This window comes from Streptomyces sp., assembly GCF_019510245.1.
Taxonomy (GTDB): Bacteria; Actinomycetota; Actinomycetes; order Streptomycetales; family Streptomycetaceae; genus Streptomyces.
The window spans coordinates 1-16,734 of sequence record NZ_JAEKKT010000171.1; the positions used below are offsets into that span (position 1 = coordinate 1).

Below are 16,734 nucleotides of genomic sequence, written 5' to 3' on the forward strand. Positions count from 1 at the left end.
CATGGCTGATGTGTGTTCAAATCGCCCAACTTGAAAACGGCGAGGGAAGGTAACACGGCGCCTCGGTCGAAACGCTTCGCGATGTACCGGAATTCGACGAGGCGAACGCCACTTCGCCCCCGAACGACTATTGGAGAGTTTAAGAGCTAACTCTTGCCATGGGGACCGGCTGCAAGTTACAGCTATCTGTCATGCCCAACCGACCTGTCGAAATAGGCCCCGCCGGCCTCCACACCGCCCGCGCCATCGAGCACCTACGTCTCGTGCGCGGCCTGACCCAGCACCAGCTCGCCGCCCGCTGCACCGTGCTGGGCCGTCCGATGGCCAACACCGCCCTCAGCCGCACCGAACGCGCCCGCCGCCGCTGCGACGTAGACGACCTCGTCACGATCGCCACCGCGCTCGGCGCCCCTCCCGCAGCCTTGCTGCTCCCGTGGCCGACGCACTCCCCGGTGTCCCCGGCCACCGCCCACTCCCTCATCCCCACCCAGGAGGCCCTTCTTGGCTGACGTGTACGACCGCTGGCACAAGTCCCACCCCAAGCCCACCGAGGCCGAGTGCGGCGAGCACAAGAGCCGTACGAAGCGGATGGTCCCCACCGCCGACCACGGCATCGGCAAGCGTTGGCAGGTTCGCTACCGAGACCTGGACGGCCACCAGCGCAAGGAGAACTTCCACACGAAGGCCGAGGCGGACAACCGCGCCGCCGAGGTCGACGTCGAGATCCGGCGCGGTTCCTACGTCGTCCCGGCCGAGACGAAGCAAACACTCGGCGCCTACGCGCAGAAGTGGCTCGACGCGAACTCCGTCGGCCCGACGACCGCGCTCCGCTACGAGGCGACGGCCCATGGTCGCTGGAGCGCGTCCGCGCGGTCATCACCGAACTGCCGAAGCGCTTCCAGGCCGGCGGCAAGCTCGCCTTCGGCTGCGGTCTGCGGCAGGGCGAGTTGTTCGGCTTCGCCGTCGAGGACATCGACTTCAAGGGCGGCTGGATCCACGTCAACCGCCAGGTGCGGCTGGTCGGTACGAAGCCCGTCTTCGCCCTGCCCAAGGGCAACAGGATCCGGTCAGTGCCCCTGTCGGCTCAGCTCGCCGCAGCCCTCAAGGCGCACATGAAGGAGTTCCCGCCGGTCGACGTCGCCCTGCCGTGGGGCAAGCCGGACGGCGAGCCGAAAACCTTCCGCCTCCTCTTCGTCGACAAGAAGGGGCGGGCCTACAACCGCAGCGTCTTCAACATGGGCGACTGGAAGCGAGCCCTGGCCGCCGCCGGCGTGATCCCTCCCCGAGAGCGCGGGGCGCGCTACCTCCAGGCGGCTCCGGAAGACGGCATGCACGCCCTCAGGCACGCGTACGCCTCCGTGCTGATGGACGCGGGGGAGAGCATCAAGGCGCTCTCCGAGTACCTCGGCCACTCGGACCCGGGCTTCACGCTGCGGACGTACACGCATCTGCTGCCGTCCAGCGAGACCCGCACCCGCAAGGCGATCGACGACGTCTTCACAGAAGCCGAGGCAGAAGCCGAGGCAGAAGCCGAGGACGACCGGCCCGGCACCCAGGGCACATCAGTGCCCCCAGCGAAACCAATGTGCCCTCAATGTGCCCTGGCCGCCTGACGGCCTCTCTCCGCACATGACGAGGGCGGGGTCAGAAACCCCGCCCGAAACCCACGAAACCCCAGGTCAGGGCCACACAAGGCAATAAGGCTGATGCCCCGCCTCATGCAACCGATGGCTGAAGTCCTGCCACTCGTGCAGCAGCTGGTACACGTTGAACGCGTCCCGCGGGCCGCCCCGGTCCGGGACCGTCGACCAGATGAAGGCCGCCGCACCGACAGCTTCCTCCCCTATGCCGCGCAGCGGGTCGACCACCGTCATGGGGAGTTTCACCACCGCGTAGTCGGGGTGCAGGACGACCAGCTCGAGCGGCGGCACCTTGTGCAGGGGCACGCCTTCGATGCCCGTCAGCACCATCGCGGCCATCGTCTCCGGCTTGATCTTCGTGAACATGCCGTTCATGCCGAGCTCGTCGCCGCCGAGTTCCTCGGGGCGCATCGAGATCGGGACCCTGGCCGCGGTCGCGCCGTCCGGTGCGCCGAAGTATTTGTACGTCACCCCCACCCGACCACCATTCCTGCTACCGGTCTGCAGACGGTCGATCCGCCGCTCGCTCCGCTGGCCCCGATCCCTCTGATCGCGGTCCCGCTGATCGATACGTCGGTCGCGCCGCTCCGACTCACTCGGTACGCCCTGTTCCTGACGTGCTGCTTCGGTCGATTCCTCCGCGTCGCGCCGGTGCCTTCCCCGTTGGGCACGTCGAGGACCCAGGTCATCGGTCCCCTCGCCCACTCCGCCACCGCGATGCATATCTCCACCCGATTGCTTTTCTAGGACGCGAGGCCCCCGCCGCGCAACCCGATCATCGTGTCAGTGACCTCCCCCACGGCCGCCCGCCGAAACGTGCGTCGAAACATCAGTCCGCAGGATCTTTACAGCCTCCGGCCGCCTGCGTACCGGATGAGCTGGGTGTATCGGGTCACAGTCTCGCAGATGCCCCGGGCGCTGTGCGGGGACCGCGGTCCTCCGCTGCGAGGAGACCGGCGCCTTCCGCCTACCCTGAGGAGGTCACCAAGCATCCGGAGTCCGAGAAGTCGGAGAAGTCGCACGTCATGAGTGCCCAGAGCGAAACGCCCTATCCCTACGAAGCGCCCGCCTCACAGGCGCTCTTCGACCGCGCCTCCGCCGTCACGCCCGGCGGCGTGAACTCCCCGGTGCGCGCCTTCCGCGCCGTCGGCGGCACCCCCCGTTTCATGGTCTCCGGCAAGGGGGCCTACCTGACGGACGCCGACGGGCGTGAGTACGTCGACCTCGTGTGCTCGTGGGGGCCGATGATTCTCGGGCACTCGCACCCCGAGGTCATCGCCGCCGTCCAGGAGGCCGTCTCCCGCGGTACCTCCTTCGGTACCCCCGGTGAGGGCGAGGTCGCCCTCGCGGAGGAGATGGTCGCCCGGATCGCGCCCCTGGAGCAGGTCCGGCTGGTCAGCAGCGGGACGGAGGCGACCATGTCCGCCATCCGGCTCGCCCGCGGGTTCACCCGGCGCACCAAGGTGATCAAGTTCGCCGGGTGTTATCACGGGCACGTTGACAGCCTCCTGGCCGCCGCCGGGTCCGGCGTCGCCACCTTCGCGCTGCCCGACACCCCCGGTGTCACCGGCGCCCAGGCCGGGGACACGATCGTGCTGCCGTACAACGACCTGGAGGCGGTGCAGGAGGCCTTCCACCGGCACCCCGGGGAGATCGCCTGCGTGATCACCGAGGCGTCGCCGGGCAACATGGGCGTCGTACCGCCGCTGCCCGGGTTCAACCAGGGGCTCAAGGACACCTGCGCCAGGAACGGCGCCCTGTACATCTCCGACGAGGTCATGACCGGGTTCCGGACCAGCCGGGCCGGATGGTTCGGCATCGACGGGGTGGCGCCCGACCTGATGACCTTCGGGAAGGTGATGGGGGGCGGCTTCCCCGCCGCGGCCTTCGGCGGGCGGGCGGACGTCATGGCGCACCTCGCCCCGGCCGGGCCCGTGTACCAGGCCGGCACCCTCTCGGGGAACCCCGTCGCCACCGCCGCCGGGCTCGCCCAGCTGCGGCTGCTCGACGACGCGGCCTACGACAAGGTAAACGCCGTGTCGGAGCAGATCCGGGGGCTGGTCAGTGAGGCGCTGAACAAGGAGGGCGTCGCGCACCAGGTGCAGACCGCCTCCAACATGTTCTCCGTCTTCTTCACCAACCGTCCGGTGCGCAACTACGAGGACGCGCGAGGCCAGGAGTCCTTCCGGTTCACCGCCTTCTTCCACTCCCTCCTCTCCGACGGCGTCTACCTGCCGCCGTCGTCCTTCGAGTCCTGGTTCGTCTCCACGGCCCACGACGAGCGGGCCATCCAGAAGATCGCCGACGCCCTTCCGGCGGCGGCCCGAGCGGCCGCGGAGGCCACGGCAGCATGAGCGAGCAGAGCGAACAGCGGGACGTCACCGTCGTGCACGTGATGCGGCACGGGGAAGTGGCCAACCCGCAGGGGGTGCTGTACGGGAGGCTTCCCGGCTACCACCTGTCCGAGCTGGGCCGGCAGATGGCCGACCGGGTCGCCGAGCACCTCGCCTCGCGGGACGTGACCCACGTCGTCGCCTCCCCGCTGGAGCGCGCGCAGGAGACCGCCACCCCGATCGCCAAGGCGCACGGGCTCGACCTCGCCACCGACGAGCGGCTCATCGAGGCCGAGAACATCTTCCAGGGCAAGACCTTCGGCGTCGGCGACGGAGCGCTGAAGAAGCCCGCCAACTGGAAGTACCTCGTCAACCCGTTCCGGCCGTCCTGGGGCGAGCCGTACGTCGACCAGGTCGTGCGGATGAAGAGCGCGCTGGACACGGCCAGGGACCGCGCGCGCGGGCATGAGGCCGTGCTGGTCAGTCATCAGCTGCCGATCTGGATCCTGCGGTCGTACGTCGAGAACCGCCGGCTCTGGCACGACCCGCGCAAGCGGCAGTGCACCCTCGCCTCCCTGACGACTTTCACATACGAGGGCGACAGAATAGTTTCCGTCGGCTACTCCGAGCCCGCCATCGACCTCGTCCCGGCCCACCTCCGGGCGGGCGCCAAGCCGGTGAAGGGGCAGGAGAAGGCCTTCGGGGCGTGAGCCGCCGGCAGCGCCTGCGCGGCACCGCTTAAACCCCGCTTCATGAAATTAGTCTGAAAATATGTGGTTCCTTGCGGAACCTGCCCGTTCGTCCCGCCCTCTGAGTGGGTGACCACCAGAGGACGTGACGAATCGGGGAACCATGCGGACCTTCACCCGAAGGGGACTACTCGGCGCCGGCGCGGGCGCCGCGGCGGGACTCGGCCTCACCGGCTGCGGCACGCACACACCGTCGGACGGTGCGAACCACGCCGGCGGTTCCGCCCGGCAGCCGGCGAAGAAGCCGACGGCGAGCGCCCGCCCCCTCGGTGACGGCTCCACCTCCCGCACCGGCAAGCAGCCCCACCAGCCCGCCGCCCCCGTGCCGCTGGAGCCGGGCCAGACCCCGCCGCAGTTCGTGATCTTCTCCTGGGACGGCGCCGGCGAGGTCGGCACCGGCCTCTTCCCGCGCTTCCTGGACCTGGCCAAGGAGCACGGCGCGTCGATGACCTTCTTCCTCTCGGGGCTGTACCTCCTCCCCGAGTCCAAGAAGCGGCTCTACAACCCCCCGAACAACCCCCGCGGCGCCTCCGACATCGGCTACCTCACCGACGAGCACATCAAGGCGACGCTCACCAACGTCCGCCGGGCCTGGCTCGAAGGGCACGAGATAGGCACCCACTTCAACGGCCACTTCTGCGGCGGCTACGGCACCGTCGGCAACTGGACGCCCAAGCAGTGGCGCAGTGAGATCGACCAGGCCAAGGCGTTCGTGAAGGAGTGGCGGACCAACTCCGGCTGGACCGAGCTGCCCTCACTCCCCTTCGACTACGACAAGGAGCTGGTCGGCGGCCGTACCCCCTGCCTCCTCGGCCAGAACAACCTGCTGCCCACCGCCCGCGAGCTCGGCTGGCGCTACGACGCCTCCTCGCCCGGCGGCCGCCAGGTCTGGCCGGAGAAGAAGCTGGGCATCTGGGACCTGCCGTTGCAGCAGATACCGTTCCCGGGCCGCTCCTTCGAGGTCCTCTCCATGGACTACAACATGCTCGCCAACCAGTCGGTGAACTCGACCAAGGCCCCCGCCTACAACTACCCGGGCTGGCGGACCCAGTCGGCGCAGGCGTACATAGCGGGATTCCAGCGGGCATACACCACAAACCGCGCACCGTTCTTCATAGGCAACCACTTCGAGCAGTGGAACGGCGGCATCTACATGGACGCCGTCGAGCAGGCCTTTAAGCACATCGCCCGGGAGAAGGAGAAGGGCGCCGACGTCCGGCTGGTCTCCTTCCGGCAGTTCGCGGACTGGATGGACGTACAGAAGCCGGAGGTGCTCGCGAAGCTGCGCACCCTGGACGTGGGGCAGCGGCCGGCGGGCGGCTGGAAGGCCCTGTAGAACAAGGGCTTGAGGCCCGGTTTCCATCCGATTTGGGCAGGTAAATTCTCGGTCGCGCTGGGGTGAATGCCTGGTTAAGATCATCGATGACCACTGATTAACATACTCAAATGGGGGGGGAAATGCGCACTTCTCTGCGCATGCGTGCCGCCACTGTCTTCGCGACCGCCGCCGTCCTGGCGGGCGGGGGAGTGCTGGTCGGCGCGGGCAGCGCGTCCGCCGCTGTCCCGACGAACGTCAAGTTCTGGGTTAGCGACATGGATAGCGACGGCTCCCGCAGCATCGGTGTCGAGGTCAACGGCAAGTGGGCCGGCGCGGGGTACTGGACGGCCAACGGGGACCAGCTTCAGGCGGTCGACACCGCGGCGGACGGCTTCGGTATCGCCGCCTACCTGGGTACCAGCCCGGTCCGTGAGGCCAGCACCTACGGTCACAGCTCGCCGTACACGGCCACGAAGACGGGAAACCTGCCCGAGGACAAGAAGTACACGTTCTGGGTCTGCGTCGGCGGCAGCGCCGGGCAGGTCTGCTCCGACGTCTACAACGTCACCTCGTGAGGCGGGGAATTTCGCCCGGGCGCGAGAACTGAGCGCCGATCGCCAGAGAGCGGGGCGTCCGGATCGATGGATCCGGGCGCCCCGCTTTCGCTGGTGCGGGCCCGTGTCCCGGCTTTGAGGGGGGTGCGCAAGATCCCCGGAACGGACATGCGAAACTTTTCACATGAGTGCCGCCAGCAGTGTCCCCATGCGCTCGAACCGAGCCCGCAGCGCCCGCCGCCGTGCTGTCCTGACCAGCGCCGGTGCCGCGACCGCGGCGCTACTGATGGCCGCCTGCTCCTCCGGAGGGACATCCGGCGGGGGCGGCAACACCAACTTCGTCATGGGCAAGGACGGCGTCTCCACCGCGAAGCGGGGCGAGCGGGCCGCGGCGCCGGACCTGTCCGGCGAGACCGTCGACGGCGGACAGGCGGACGTCGCCTCCTACAAGGGCAAGGTCGTCGTCCTGAACGTCTGGGGCTCCTGGTGCCCTCCGTGCCGTGCCGAGGCGGCAGGCTTCGCGAAGGTCTCCGAGGAACTCAAGGACAAGGGCGTCCAGTTCGTCGGCATCAACACCCGTGACACCAGCATCCAGAACGCCGTGGCGTTCGAGAAGCAGTACGGGATCACCTACCCCAATCTGTACGACCCGACCGGCAAGCTGATGCTCCGCTTCAAGAAGGGCACCCTCAACCCGCAGGCGGTGCCCTCCACGCTCGTCCTGGACCGCGAGGGCAGGATCGCCGCCCGCTCGCTGGCGGCGCTCAGCGACGACGTACTGCGCAGCATGATCGCCCCGGTCCTCGCGGAGAAGTGACGTGACCTCAGTCACCACCCTCGCCGCGACCACCTACAACGGCACGGTACTCAACGGCGCCCTGCTGGTCGCGCTTCCCATCGCTCTGCTCGGTGGACTCGTCTCCTTCTTCTCCCCGTGCGTCCTGCCGCTCGTTCCCGGCTACCTGTCGTACGTCACCGGGGTCACCGGCACCGACCTGGCGGAGGCCCGACGGGGCCGGATGGTCGCTGGAGCCTCCTTGTTCGTGCTCGGCTTCACCGCCGTGTTCGTCTCCAGCGGAGCCCTGTTCGGCTACTTCGGGGACAACCTGCAGGACCACAAGGACACCCTCTCCAAGGTGCTCGGCGTGCTCATGGTCCTCATGGGCGTCTTCTACATGGGCCTGATGCCCTGGATGACCCAGCGAGAGTTCCGCTTCCACAAGCGGCCCGTGACCGGGCTGGTCGGCGCCCCGATTCTCGGCGCGTTGTTCGGCATCGGCTGGACCCCGTGCATCGGACCGACCCTGACCTCCGTGATCGCGCTCTCCTACAACCAGGCCAGCGCCGGCCGCGGTGCCATACTGACCGTCGCCTACTGCCTGGGTCTCGGCGTGCCCTTCGTGCTCGCGGCGGTCGCCTTCCGCAAGGCGCTCGGCGCGTTCGGCTGGGTCAAGCGCCACTACGTCTGGGTGATGCGGATCGGCGGCACGATGATGATCGTGACCGGTCTGCTGCTGCTGACGGGCGCCTGGGACCGTCTCGTGCAGGACATGCAGTCCTGGTCCGCCGGCTTCACTGTGGGGATCTGATCAATGAGCAAGACCGAAACCGAGAACACCGAGCAGGACCTCGGCGCGGCGGGCTCGCAGCTCTCCACCGCCCCCGCCGAACCGCCGATCGCCCCCGGGCTCGGCGTGATCGGCTGGGCCCGCTGGTTCTGGCGGCAGCTCACCTCCATGCGGGTCGCGCTGCTCCTGCTCCTGCTGCTGTCGCTGGGCGCGATCCCCGGCTCGCTGATCCCGCAGTCCGGCGCCGACATCAACAAGGTCGCCGACTTCCAGAAGTCCCACCAGACGCTGTCGCCGATCTACGACAAGCTCGGCCTGTTCCACGTCTACAGCTCGGTGTGGTTCTCGGCGATCTACATCCTGCTGTTCGTCTCGCTCGTCGGCTGCATCATCCCGCGCGCCTGGCAGTTCGTGGGCCAGCTGCGCGGTCGCCCGCCGGGCGCCCCGAAGCGGCTGGACCGGCTCCCCGCGTACACGACCTGGCGGACCACGGCCGAGCCCGAGGAGGTCCGTGCGGCGGCGCTGAAGCTGCTGAAGAAGCGGCGCTTCCGCGCACACCCCGCCGGGGACGCCGTCGCCGCGGAGAAGGGCTACGTCCGCGAGTTCGGCAACCTGGTCTTCCACGTCGCGCTGATCGTGCTGCTGATCGCCTTCGCCAGCGGCCAGATGTACAAGTCGGACGGCACCAAACTGGTCGTCGAGGGCGACGGGTTCGCCAACTCGATCCTCCAGTACGACGACTTCAAGTCCGGCTCCATGTTCAGCACCGACGACCTGGTGCCGTTCAGCTTCGACCTGAAGAACTTCCACGCCACCTACCAGACCAGCGGCCCCAGCAGGGGCACCCCGGTCACCTTCGCCGCGGACATCGACTACAGCGAGGGGGCCTACGGCAAGCCGAAGCGGACCACCATCAAGGTGAACGAGCCGCTGAAGATCGACGACGCCAAGGTCTACCTGGTCAGCCACGGCTACGCGCCCGTCATCACGGTGCGCGACTCCACTGGCAAGATCGTCTACCAGGACGCCGTCCCGCTGCTCCCGCTCGACAGCAACGTCACCTCCCAGGGCGTGGTGAAGGTGATGGACGGCTACAAGAGCGCCAAGGGCGTCAGCGAGCAGCTCGGCATCTCGCTGTTCTTCCTGCCGACGTACGGCGGCGGGTCCTCGGTGCTCTCCAGCTTCCCGGCGCTGGAGAACCCGGTACTGAACCTGACGCCGTACCACGGTGACCTGGGCGTCGACTCGGGCATCCCGCAGAGCGTGTACCAGCTGGACAAGACCCACATGAAGGAGTTCAAGGACTCCAAGGGAGCGCAGTTCCGGGACAACCTCAAGCCCGGGCAGACCATGCAGCTGCCGAACGGCGCCGGGACCGTGACGTTCGAGAAGGGCGTCAAGGAATGGGCCGGCTTCGAGATCGTCCAGGAGCCCGGCAGCGGCTGGGCGCTGGGCGGCGCGCTCGCCGCGATCTTCGGCCTGGCCGCCTCGCTGTTCATCCAGCGCCGCCGTGTGTGGGTGCGCGCGGTGCAGGGCCCCGACGGCGTCACGGTGGTCGAGATGGCCGGGCTGGGCCGCAGCGAGTCCGCGAAGGTGCCCGAGGAACTGGGCGACCTCGCCGGAATCCTCTACGACCAGGCGCCGGGCGCCCCCGGCCCCGCCGACACCACTGACGACGACCCCGCAGAATCCCCCGACCCCGAAGTCGTACCTGCCGAAGGGGCTGAGAAGCGATGACTTCCGCCGCCGCAACCGCGCTCGACGCAACCACCCTCGCCGCGACCAACGAGCATCTGGCGAGCATGAGCAACACGCTCATCTACTCCTCGATGGCCGTCTACACGCTGGCGTTCTTCGCCTACATCTTCGAGTGGCTGCTCGGCAGCCGCAGCCGGGTGGCGCGCACCGCCAACGCGCTCACCACGAACGCCGCGGCGAGGAAGGCGCCCGCCGTGACGGTCAAGAAGGCCGGCGGCACCGCCGTACTGGAGCGCCCCCAGGTCGTGGTCCGCTCCGCGGCGGGTTCGCGGGACGTGCCGGACGGGCCCGGCGCGCACGGCGGCGACGAGCAGGGCGACCTCTACGGGCGGATCGCGATCTCCCTCACGGTCCTCGCCTTCCTCGTGGAGCTGGCGGGCGTGGTCACCCGCGCGGCCTCCGTGCAGCGGGCGCCGTGGGGCAACATGTACGAGTTCAACATCACGTTCTCCACCGTCGCGGTCGCCGTCTACCTGACCCTGCTGGCCCTGAAGAAGAACGTCCGCTGGCTCGGCCTCTTCCTGATCACCACGGTCCTGCTCGACCTCGGCCTCGCGGTCACCGTCCTCTACACGGCGAGCGAGCCGCTGGTCCCGGCCCTGCACTCGTACTGGCTGTACATCCACGTCTCGACGGCGATCTTCTGCGGCGCGGTCTTCTACGTCGGCGCGGTGGCGACCATCCTCTACCTCTTCAAGGACGCCTACGAGAGCAAGCTGGAGAACGGCGGCAAGCCCGGCAGCTTCGCCACCTCGGTCCTGGAGCGCCTGCCCGCCTCGGCCTCCCTCGACAAGTTCGCCTACCGCGTCAACGCGGCCGTCTTCCCCCTGTGGACCTTCACGATCATCGCGGGCGCGATCTGGGCGGGCAGCGCCTGGGGCCGCTACTGGAACTGGGACCCCAAGGAGACCTGGTCCTTCATCACCTGGGTCGCCTACGCCTGCTACCTGCACGCCCGCGCCACCGCCGGCTGGAAGGGCCGCAAGGCCGCCTACCTGGCGATGATCGCCTTCGGCTGCTGGCTCTTCAACTACTACGGCGTCAACATCTTCGTCACCGGCAAGCACTCCTACGCGGGCGTCTGAACCGGCAAGGGGCGACACTGGTGCCATGACCGGTTCCATAGAACAGGGCACCAGTCAGACCCACGGCAGGACGCACATCCTCCACTTCCTGGTACGACTGCCGAAGCCGACGGACCAGGTCTGGCCGAGCCTCTCCACCCCCCAGGGCCTGGCCGGCTGGTTCACCCCGGTCGACGTCCTGCAACCGAGACTGGGCGGCACGGTCACCCTCGGTGACCTGGGCACGGGCACGGTGACCGCCTGGGACGTCGACCGCGTCGCGGAGTACACGGTGGAGGGCGGCGGCCGCCTCCGCTTCCACCTGGAACGCGACGGGACCACGGGCAGCGCCCTGCGCTTCACGCACGAGTTCAAGGGCGAGGGCGAGACAGAACCGGCATGGCGCGCAAGATTCGAGCGTCTGATCGGCTCCCTGAGTTCTTGAGGCGCCTCGGCTGAGCGCCCCGAAAGGGGCGCTGGGGGTACCCCCAGCCGAAGGCTGGGGGAGGAACGGCGCGCCCAGCCCCCACCCAGCCGCACCCGCCTACGACGGCGGCAGACACTCCCCACTGGGCGGCTTCCCCTCCGGCCACGCAATGGTCACGAACCTGGACCCACCCTCCGGCCGCAACTCCACGATCGGCACCGCCTTGTCGTACGGATTCCCGTGCGCGTCCAGGCAGATCCACCCACTCGCCCCGTCCACCCGCAGCGACCCCTTCACCTGCGGCCACTGCAACCCCACGTCGGCCAGCGCCGGCACGGACCTCCCCGCCGGCACCGCCTCGCGAATCCCGTGCACCGCGAGCCGTACCGCGTCGTAGGCGATGATCAGCTGGCCGTCCTCCAGGGCGACCGGCCCGATCGGCCCCACCGGTGCCTTCTCCGCGCTCTTCAGCAGTGCGGTCAGCGCCGCCGTGTCCGCCGCCGAACCGCCCGTCCTCGGGCTGCCCTTCGCCCACGCGTCCGGATGGGCGAGGGCGGTGTAGCGGACGGAGAGGTTGTGCCGCAGCGCGCCGCGGTCCAGCTTCGGCTCGCCGGTCAGGTACGACCCCTCGTCTCCGGTCAGCACCGTGAACTTCCGGTCCTGGCAGCCCCGTCCGCCCAGCGCGTTGATGAACTGCCGCAGCTGGGTGTGGCGGCCGGCGAAGAGGATCGTGTCGGTCGACCGCGAGGTGTCGCAGACCAGGTTGGTGATCTGCCGGAAGGTGTTCGCGGTCGTCCCCTCCTTGCTGCGGTCGGCGGGCGGGGTGAACGGCTGCGGCTCGTACGGTGAGCCCTTGATCAGCGCCGCGAACGACGTCTGGAGCGTCCGCGTGTACGGGTCGCCGGGCTTGTCGTAGACGAGCAGCGCCCGGCCCGCGCTCACCTTCGCGAAGGAGGCGAGGGCGCGGGCCTCGTCGGTGTTGGTGGGGGAGACCCGGGCAAGGCCGGGGTAGGGGTCCTTGCCGCCCTGCCCGTTGGCGAGGTCGTCGGCGGTGATCGACGAGCCGACCACCGGGATGCCCAGCCGGGTCAGCTCCTTGACGGCCTTCTTGTTGTCGTCGGTGCTCTGGCCGACCCCGGCGACCGCCCGCAGCCGGTCCGTGCCGCCGGTCATGCCCGCCAGCCGCGTGACCATCCGCTGCCAGTACCGGCTGGTCGCCCCGGGGTTGGCCAGCACCAGCCGGATCGCCGGGGACTGGCCGTTGGAGTCGTGGTTCGCCTGGTACTGGGCGAGGTAGGCCCCCTGGAGCTCGTGCTGGATGTCGGCGAGGCTGGCCGCCGCCGTCGCGGTGTACGGCAGCATCACCGCGACCGTCACATACCTCCCGGGCTTCAGGCGGGCGTTCTCCCGGGCGATCGCCTGCACGGTGTCGTGCAGCTGCGGATGCCCGAAGTCGTACGCGGCCGTCGCCACGCCCACGCACTCGTCGCTGTTCTCGGGGCGGGCCACCCCCGGCGCGCAGGACCGGTCGTCGTGGACGACCGCCCGCACCCCGACGACCAGCCCGGCGATCACCGCGGCCGTGACCAGCAGGGCCAGATAGCGGCGGAGCGGAATCTCCCAGACGCCCTCACGCAACCACGTGCCCACGCCCCGCCCCGCCATCACGCCACCCCGCTCCGCTCGTCGTCGCCCGCGTCACCCTCGTCGTCGTCCCCGTCCTCCGCCGGCGGCCGTCCCGCCAGCGCGGCCGCCGGCCACTCCCGGGAGGCCCGCCACAGCAGTGCGTTGCCGGCCGGCCGCAGGTTGGACAGTTGCTCCAGTTCGAAGCGCAGCCGGTCGCCGACCTTCGGGTCGGGCAGCACCAGAGGGTCGGTCAGCAGCCACACCGCGTGCAGCAACCGCCGTATCCGCAGGTGCAGTACGCCGTCCACGCCGTCCGGCACGCGCTGCTGGGCGTCGGTGCGGCCGAGCGCCACCGCCGCCCGCCGGTCGCCGTGGCCGGTGAAGTCGCGGCCCTCGGTGTCATGGGCGTGGAAGTAGGGCGCGGCGGCGATGAACCGCAGGGTGTGCAGCCAGCCGCGGGTGTCCAGGACCGGAAAGCTGTCCCGCAGGTGGGCGACGGCCGGTCCAGTCTGTCCCAGGGCCAGTTGGTGGTGGAGCCGGAAGCGGTCCTGCCCGTCCGGCCGTTCCTCGGTGTAGTAGGCGATCAGCGTCTCGTGGGCGGTGCGCCAGCCACTGTGGTCGGCGTCCCGCAGGTGCAGCCGGAGCAGCAGCAGGGTCCGTACGAAGGGGTCCCCGACGAACTGGCCGGGCAGGGCGGGCAGCCCTTCCCGGGCGAGCCGGTTCTGCAGCGCGCGTACGTCGGCCGGGCCGAAGTCGTCCGGGAGCAGGGCGGCGGCCAGCGCGCACGCCGAGTCGTGGTCGTGGGCGGCGGCGAGGACGGTCAGTTCGTCGAGCCGGTCGGCGGGGACCAGCCGGTCGAGGAGCTGGAGGTAGGCGGGGGCGGCGGGGCCGTCCTCGACGGGCCGCACGTCGGCGGTGAGCAGGTCGCCCAGCGATCCCGCCCGCTCCGGATGCTGCGCCGCGGACTCGGCGAGCAGGGCGATGCCCAGCGGGTTGCCGCCGGTCAGCCGGTGCACGGCGTGCGGGAGCTGGGGCGCGGCCGGGGCGCCGACCAGGTGCAGGGTGTCGTCGGGGGTCAGCGGCGGGAGCGCTACCAGCAGCGCCCGCGAGGAGGGTACGGCCGGGTCCGGCGCCCACCCGCTGCGCCGGGCGACCCCGGCCAGCTCCCGCCGGGTCCCGCCGCGCAGCAGCTCCCGGCCGTCGCCGCGCAGGCCGGCGACGAAGGCCACCTGGTCGGCGATGCCCTCGGCGCGGTCCCTGAGCACCGACTCCAGCAGACCCGGCCCGGGCCCGGTCTGGAGGTTGTCGACGAGCACCAGCGGCCTGCCGAGCCGCTGCATCCGCGGCAGCACGCCCGCGTACGCCTCGGTCAGGTCGGCGAGCAGGGCCCGTACGAGATACCGCTCGGCGTGCTCGCGGGAGGTGCCGCCGGCCCGGAAGTGCCCGGAGAGCAGGATCAGCCCGCGCTGGGCGTGCCCGCCCGCGTTCGGGTACGTCCGGTACCAGACCGACGCCTTCTGGTGGCGGCGGCTGGTGAAACCCTCGGCGACCGACTCCAGGGTGGCCTCGATGGCCCCGGAGACCAGCGGCCCGGTCCCGGTCGCGGCGGCGACCACCTTCGCCGCCACCTTCCCGGCCCACCGCCCGGCGAACCCGCTGATCCACGAGCCGCTCTCGTTCAGCAGCAGGATCCGCTCCACCTCGCGCCGGATCCGCTCCGAGTCCGCGTCGCCCCAGCCGCCGGCGGCCACCGCGACCAGGCCGGACATCAGCCGCGGGAACGTGATCCGCCCGGCGCCGGTCACCGGCTCGGCGAGCTGCTCGGCGACGACCAGCAGCGCCTGCGCGACCGGCGACCAGGACGCGGCGGGCCGCTCCGGCGGCGGGCCCGCGAACTGCGGCTCCGCACAGTCGACGAGCGCGACCGGGGTGTGCCCCTTGTACGCGTCCCGCAACTCGCCGAGCACCGCGCTCTTGCCCAGTCCCCGGGCCCCGGTCAGCACGACGAACGGCAGCTCACCGGGGTGTTCGAGGGGAAGGGCACGATGTTGGTACGGCCGTAACCCGACGATCCTCGGCACGAGCCCGGCCGGCTCGACGTCGAACAGCGCCCCGCGCCCGTGCAACCGTCTGTGCAAGGCAGTCCCCCCTCAACACAAGTGTAGGAAGGGGGAGTTGCTTCGGGCCAGATCGCGTGATGACTGTTGGGTCACGAATCCTGACACTGTGGGATCAGGCGACGGTGATGGAGTCCAGCTTCTCCCGCAGATAGACGTGCGAGTCGACCGGCGGGTACGCGACCCGGCCGACCGGCGCCGGGACGGACTCGACGGTGGTGCCCGGGGTGCACTCGCCGAAGTAGACGAGGGACATCAGCTCCTCGGCGGGCGCGTCGGTGGGTGGCGGCAGCACCCGGTGCCGTCCCGACCGCCACCGGTCACCGGTCCAACGGGCCATCAGGTCACCGATGTTGATGGTGAAGGCGGCCGGATCGAAGGGCGCGTCCTCCCACCCGCCGTCGTCGGTGTACACCTGCAACCCGCCCTTGCCGGCCTGCCGGTCCAGGATGGTCACCGTCCCGAAGTCGGTGTGCGGCCCGATCCGGAACTGCCCCGGCTCGGGCTCGCCGACGACGTCCGTCCCCGGATACCAGTTGATGTTGAAGCCGTACGTCGGGTGGTCCATGTGCCGGGAGAAGAAGTCCCGTTCGAGCCCGAGCGCGTACCCGAGGAGGGACAGCAGCTCCTTCTCCAGCCCGGCCATCCGGTCCAGGTACTCCTCGCAGCGCGTGCGCAGCTCCGGCACCTCCGCCGGCCACACGTTGGGCGCGTACCACTCCGCGTTGACGACCGGGTCGTCGAAGGGCTCGTGGGTCGCGAAGGTCAGCGACTCCTTCAGGTCGGGCGGGGTCTCGGTGCCCTCCGAGTAGCCGTTGGCCTCCGCACCGGGCCCGAGCCAGCCGCGCCCGCCGACCTTCGCCTCGTACGCCTGCTTGACCTCGGTGGGGAGGGCGAAGAAACGGCGCGCGGCCTCCCGTACGGCGGTCCGCAGCTCCGCGTCCACGCCGTGCCCGGTGACGAGCAGGAAGCCGGCGGTCCGGAGGGCGGAGTCGACGGTCCGGGCGATGTCCTCGCGGGCTGCCGGGTCGCCGGCCAGCCAGGGACGCAGATCGATGGTGGGGATACGGGGCCGGAGCTCATTCACCGATGTCCTCATTCCACAGGGCCGGGTTGTCGTTGATGAAGTCCCGCATCAGCGCGGTGCACTCCTCGTCGTCCAGCAGGACGATCTCCACGCCGTGCTCGGCGAGCCAGTCGTGGCCGCCGTGGAAGGTGGCCGCCTCGCCGATCACGACCCGGGAGATGCCGAACTGGCGGACCAGGCCGGAGCAGTACCAGCACGGCGACAGGGTCGTCACCATGGTGGTGCCCCGGTACGACCGCTGGCGGCCCGCCGCGCGGAAGGCTGCGGTCTCCGCGTGCATGGAGGGGTCGTCGTCCTGGACGCGCCGGTTGTGGCCGCGGCCGAGCAGCGCGCCGTCAGCGCCGTAGAGCGCGGCACCGATCGGGATGCCCCCTTCGGCGAGCCCGGCGCGGGCCTCGGCGACGGCGGTGCTCAGCCAGGTGCGGGCTTGCAGTTGATCCATGACTTCACTCTCCTGTGGCCGAAACACGAGGGCAACGTGCGGAAAGTACCC

The 16,734-nt window shown here is 70.1% G+C and carries 15 protein-coding genes and 1 pseudogene; 11 read left to right on the top strand and 5 right to left on the bottom strand.

Features of this window, described 5'->3' with window-relative positions; genetic code table 11:
• The first annotated feature begins 191 nt into the window (after positions 1–191).
• On the top strand, positions 192–509 hold the full coding sequence (locus JF597_RS33385; protein WP_294003882.1) for a helix-turn-helix transcriptional regulator: 318 nt from the start codon (positions 192–194) through the stop codon (positions 507–509).
• Position 510: 1 nt separating this feature from the next.
• Positions 511–1,613 (top strand): annotated as a pseudogene (locus JF597_RS33390) (site-specific integrase).
• A gap of 66 nt (positions 1,614–1,679) precedes the next feature.
• Here the strand turns inward: JF597_RS33390 and JF597_RS33395 are convergent.
• The gene (locus tag JF597_RS33395) at positions 1,680–2,363 is read right to left on the bottom strand and encodes a hypothetical protein (RefSeq protein ID WP_294003885.1); all 684 of its coding nucleotides are present in this window, start codon (positions 2,361–2,363) and stop codon (positions 1,680–1,682) included.
• A gap of 302 nt (positions 2,364–2,665) precedes the next feature.
• On the opposite strand from JF597_RS33395, the gene hemL reads away from it, so the two are divergent.
• From hemL to JF597_RS33440, 9 genes are all read left to right on the top strand, one after another.
• On the top strand, positions 2,666–3,994 hold the full coding sequence (gene hemL / locus JF597_RS33400) for a glutamate-1-semialdehyde 2,1-aminomutase (protein WP_294003888.1): 1,329 nt from the start codon (positions 2,666–2,668) through the stop codon (positions 3,992–3,994).
• A complete protein-coding gene (locus tag JF597_RS33405) occupies positions 3,991–4,683 on the top strand; it encodes a histidine phosphatase family protein (protein ID WP_294003891.1) in 693 nt (230 codons plus the stop codon). Before hemL ends, JF597_RS33405 begins: the two co-directional genes overlap by 4 nt.
• Positions 4,684–4,825: 142 nt before the next feature.
• On the top strand, positions 4,826–6,058 hold the full coding sequence (locus tag JF597_RS33410; RefSeq protein ID WP_294003894.1) for a hypothetical protein: 1,233 nt from the start codon (positions 4,826–4,828) through the stop codon (positions 6,056–6,058).
• A 122-nt stretch (positions 6,059–6,180) separates the two neighbouring features.
• On the top strand, positions 6,181–6,615 hold the full coding sequence (locus tag JF597_RS33415; protein WP_294003897.1) for a hypothetical protein: 435 nt from the start codon (positions 6,181–6,183) through the stop codon (positions 6,613–6,615).
• 163 nt (positions 6,616–6,778) lie between these two features.
• A complete protein-coding gene (locus JF597_RS33420) occupies positions 6,779–7,411 on the top strand; it encodes a TlpA disulfide reductase family protein (RefSeq protein WP_294003900.1) in 633 nt (210 codons plus the stop codon).
• Between the two features lies 1 nt (position 7,412).
• Positions 7,413–8,183: a cytochrome c biogenesis protein CcdA gene (locus tag JF597_RS33425; protein ID WP_294003903.1), complete on the top strand. Its 771-nt coding sequence runs from the start codon at positions 7,413–7,415 to the stop codon at positions 8,181–8,183.
• A 3-nt stretch (positions 8,184–8,186) separates the two neighbouring features.
• A complete protein-coding gene (locus JF597_RS33430; RefSeq protein ID WP_294003906.1) occupies positions 8,187–9,899 on the top strand; it encodes a cytochrome c biogenesis protein ResB in 1,713 nt (570 codons plus the stop codon).
• The gene (gene ccsB, locus JF597_RS33435) at positions 9,896–11,005 is read left to right on the top strand and encodes a c-type cytochrome biogenesis protein CcsB (RefSeq protein ID WP_294003909.1); all 1,110 of its coding nucleotides are present in this window, start codon (positions 9,896–9,898) and stop codon (positions 11,003–11,005) included. The genes JF597_RS33430 and ccsB overlap by 4 nt, the downstream gene beginning before the upstream one ends.
• Positions 11,006–11,030: 25 nt before the next feature.
• Positions 11,031–11,429, top strand: a complete 399-nt coding sequence (locus tag JF597_RS33440; RefSeq protein WP_294003911.1) for an SRPBCC family protein — start codon at positions 11,031–11,033, stop codon at positions 11,427–11,429.
• 99 nt (positions 11,430–11,528) lie between these two features.
• On the opposite strand, the gene JF597_RS33445 is transcribed toward JF597_RS33440, so the two are convergent.
• The 4 genes from JF597_RS33445 to JF597_RS33460 form a co-directional block, all read right to left on the bottom strand.
• Positions 11,529–13,076, bottom strand: a complete 1,548-nt coding sequence (locus tag JF597_RS33445; protein ID WP_294003914.1) for a hypothetical protein — start codon at positions 13,074–13,076, stop codon at positions 11,529–11,531.
• Positions 13,076–15,175: a hypothetical protein gene (locus JF597_RS33450; protein ID WP_294003916.1), complete on the bottom strand. Its 2,100-nt coding sequence runs from the start codon at positions 15,173–15,175 to the stop codon at positions 13,076–13,078. The genes JF597_RS33445 and JF597_RS33450 overlap by 1 nt, the downstream gene beginning before the upstream one ends.
• 94 nt (positions 15,176–15,269) lie before the next feature.
• Positions 15,270–16,241, bottom strand: a complete 972-nt coding sequence (locus JF597_RS33455) for a 2-oxoglutarate and iron-dependent oxygenase domain-containing protein (RefSeq protein ID WP_294003918.1) — start codon at positions 16,239–16,241, stop codon at positions 15,270–15,272.
• Positions 16,234–16,683 (bottom strand): nucleoside deaminase, encoded by a 450-nt coding sequence (locus tag JF597_RS33460; RefSeq protein ID WP_294003921.1) that lies wholly within the window; start codon positions 16,681–16,683, stop codon positions 16,234–16,236. Before JF597_RS33460 ends, JF597_RS33455 begins: the two co-directional genes overlap by 8 nt.
• Positions 16,684–16,734: the final 51 nt, after the last annotated feature.

Coding starts and splice junctions, on each gene's coding strand:
- JF597_RS33430 (WP_294003906.1), top strand. CDS start 8,187: ATGAGCAAGACCGAAACCGAGAACACCGAGCAGGACCTCGGCGCGGCG.
- JF597_RS33385 (WP_294003882.1), top strand. CDS start 192: ATGCCCAACCGACCTGTCGAAATAGGCCCCGCCGGCCTCCACACCGCC.
- JF597_RS33395 (WP_294003885.1), bottom strand. CDS start 2,363: ATGCATCGCGGTGGCGGAGTGGGCGAGGGGACCGATGACCTGGGTCCT.
- JF597_RS33460 (WP_294003921.1), bottom strand. CDS start 16,683: ATGGATCAACTGCAAGCCCGCACCTGGCTGAGCACCGCCGTCGCCGAG.
- ccsB (WP_294003909.1), top strand. CDS start 9,896: ATGACTTCCGCCGCCGCAACCGCGCTCGACGCAACCACCCTCGCCGCG.
- JF597_RS33445 (WP_294003914.1), bottom strand. CDS start 13,076: ATGGCGGGGCGGGGCGTGGGCACGTGGTTGCGTGAGGGCGTCTGGGAG.
- JF597_RS33440 (WP_294003911.1), top strand. CDS start 11,031: ATGACCGGTTCCATAGAACAGGGCACCAGTCAGACCCACGGCAGGACG.
- JF597_RS33415 (WP_294003897.1), top strand. CDS start 6,181: ATGCGCACTTCTCTGCGCATGCGTGCCGCCACTGTCTTCGCGACCGCC.
- JF597_RS33410 (WP_294003894.1), top strand. CDS start 4,826: ATGCGGACCTTCACCCGAAGGGGACTACTCGGCGCCGGCGCGGGCGCC.
- JF597_RS33420 (WP_294003900.1), top strand. CDS start 6,779: ATGAGTGCCGCCAGCAGTGTCCCCATGCGCTCGAACCGAGCCCGCAGC.
- hemL (WP_294003888.1), top strand. CDS start 2,666: ATGAGTGCCCAGAGCGAAACGCCCTATCCCTACGAAGCGCCCGCCTCA.
- JF597_RS33405 (WP_294003891.1), top strand. CDS start 3,991: ATGAGCGAGCAGAGCGAACAGCGGGACGTCACCGTCGTGCACGTGATG.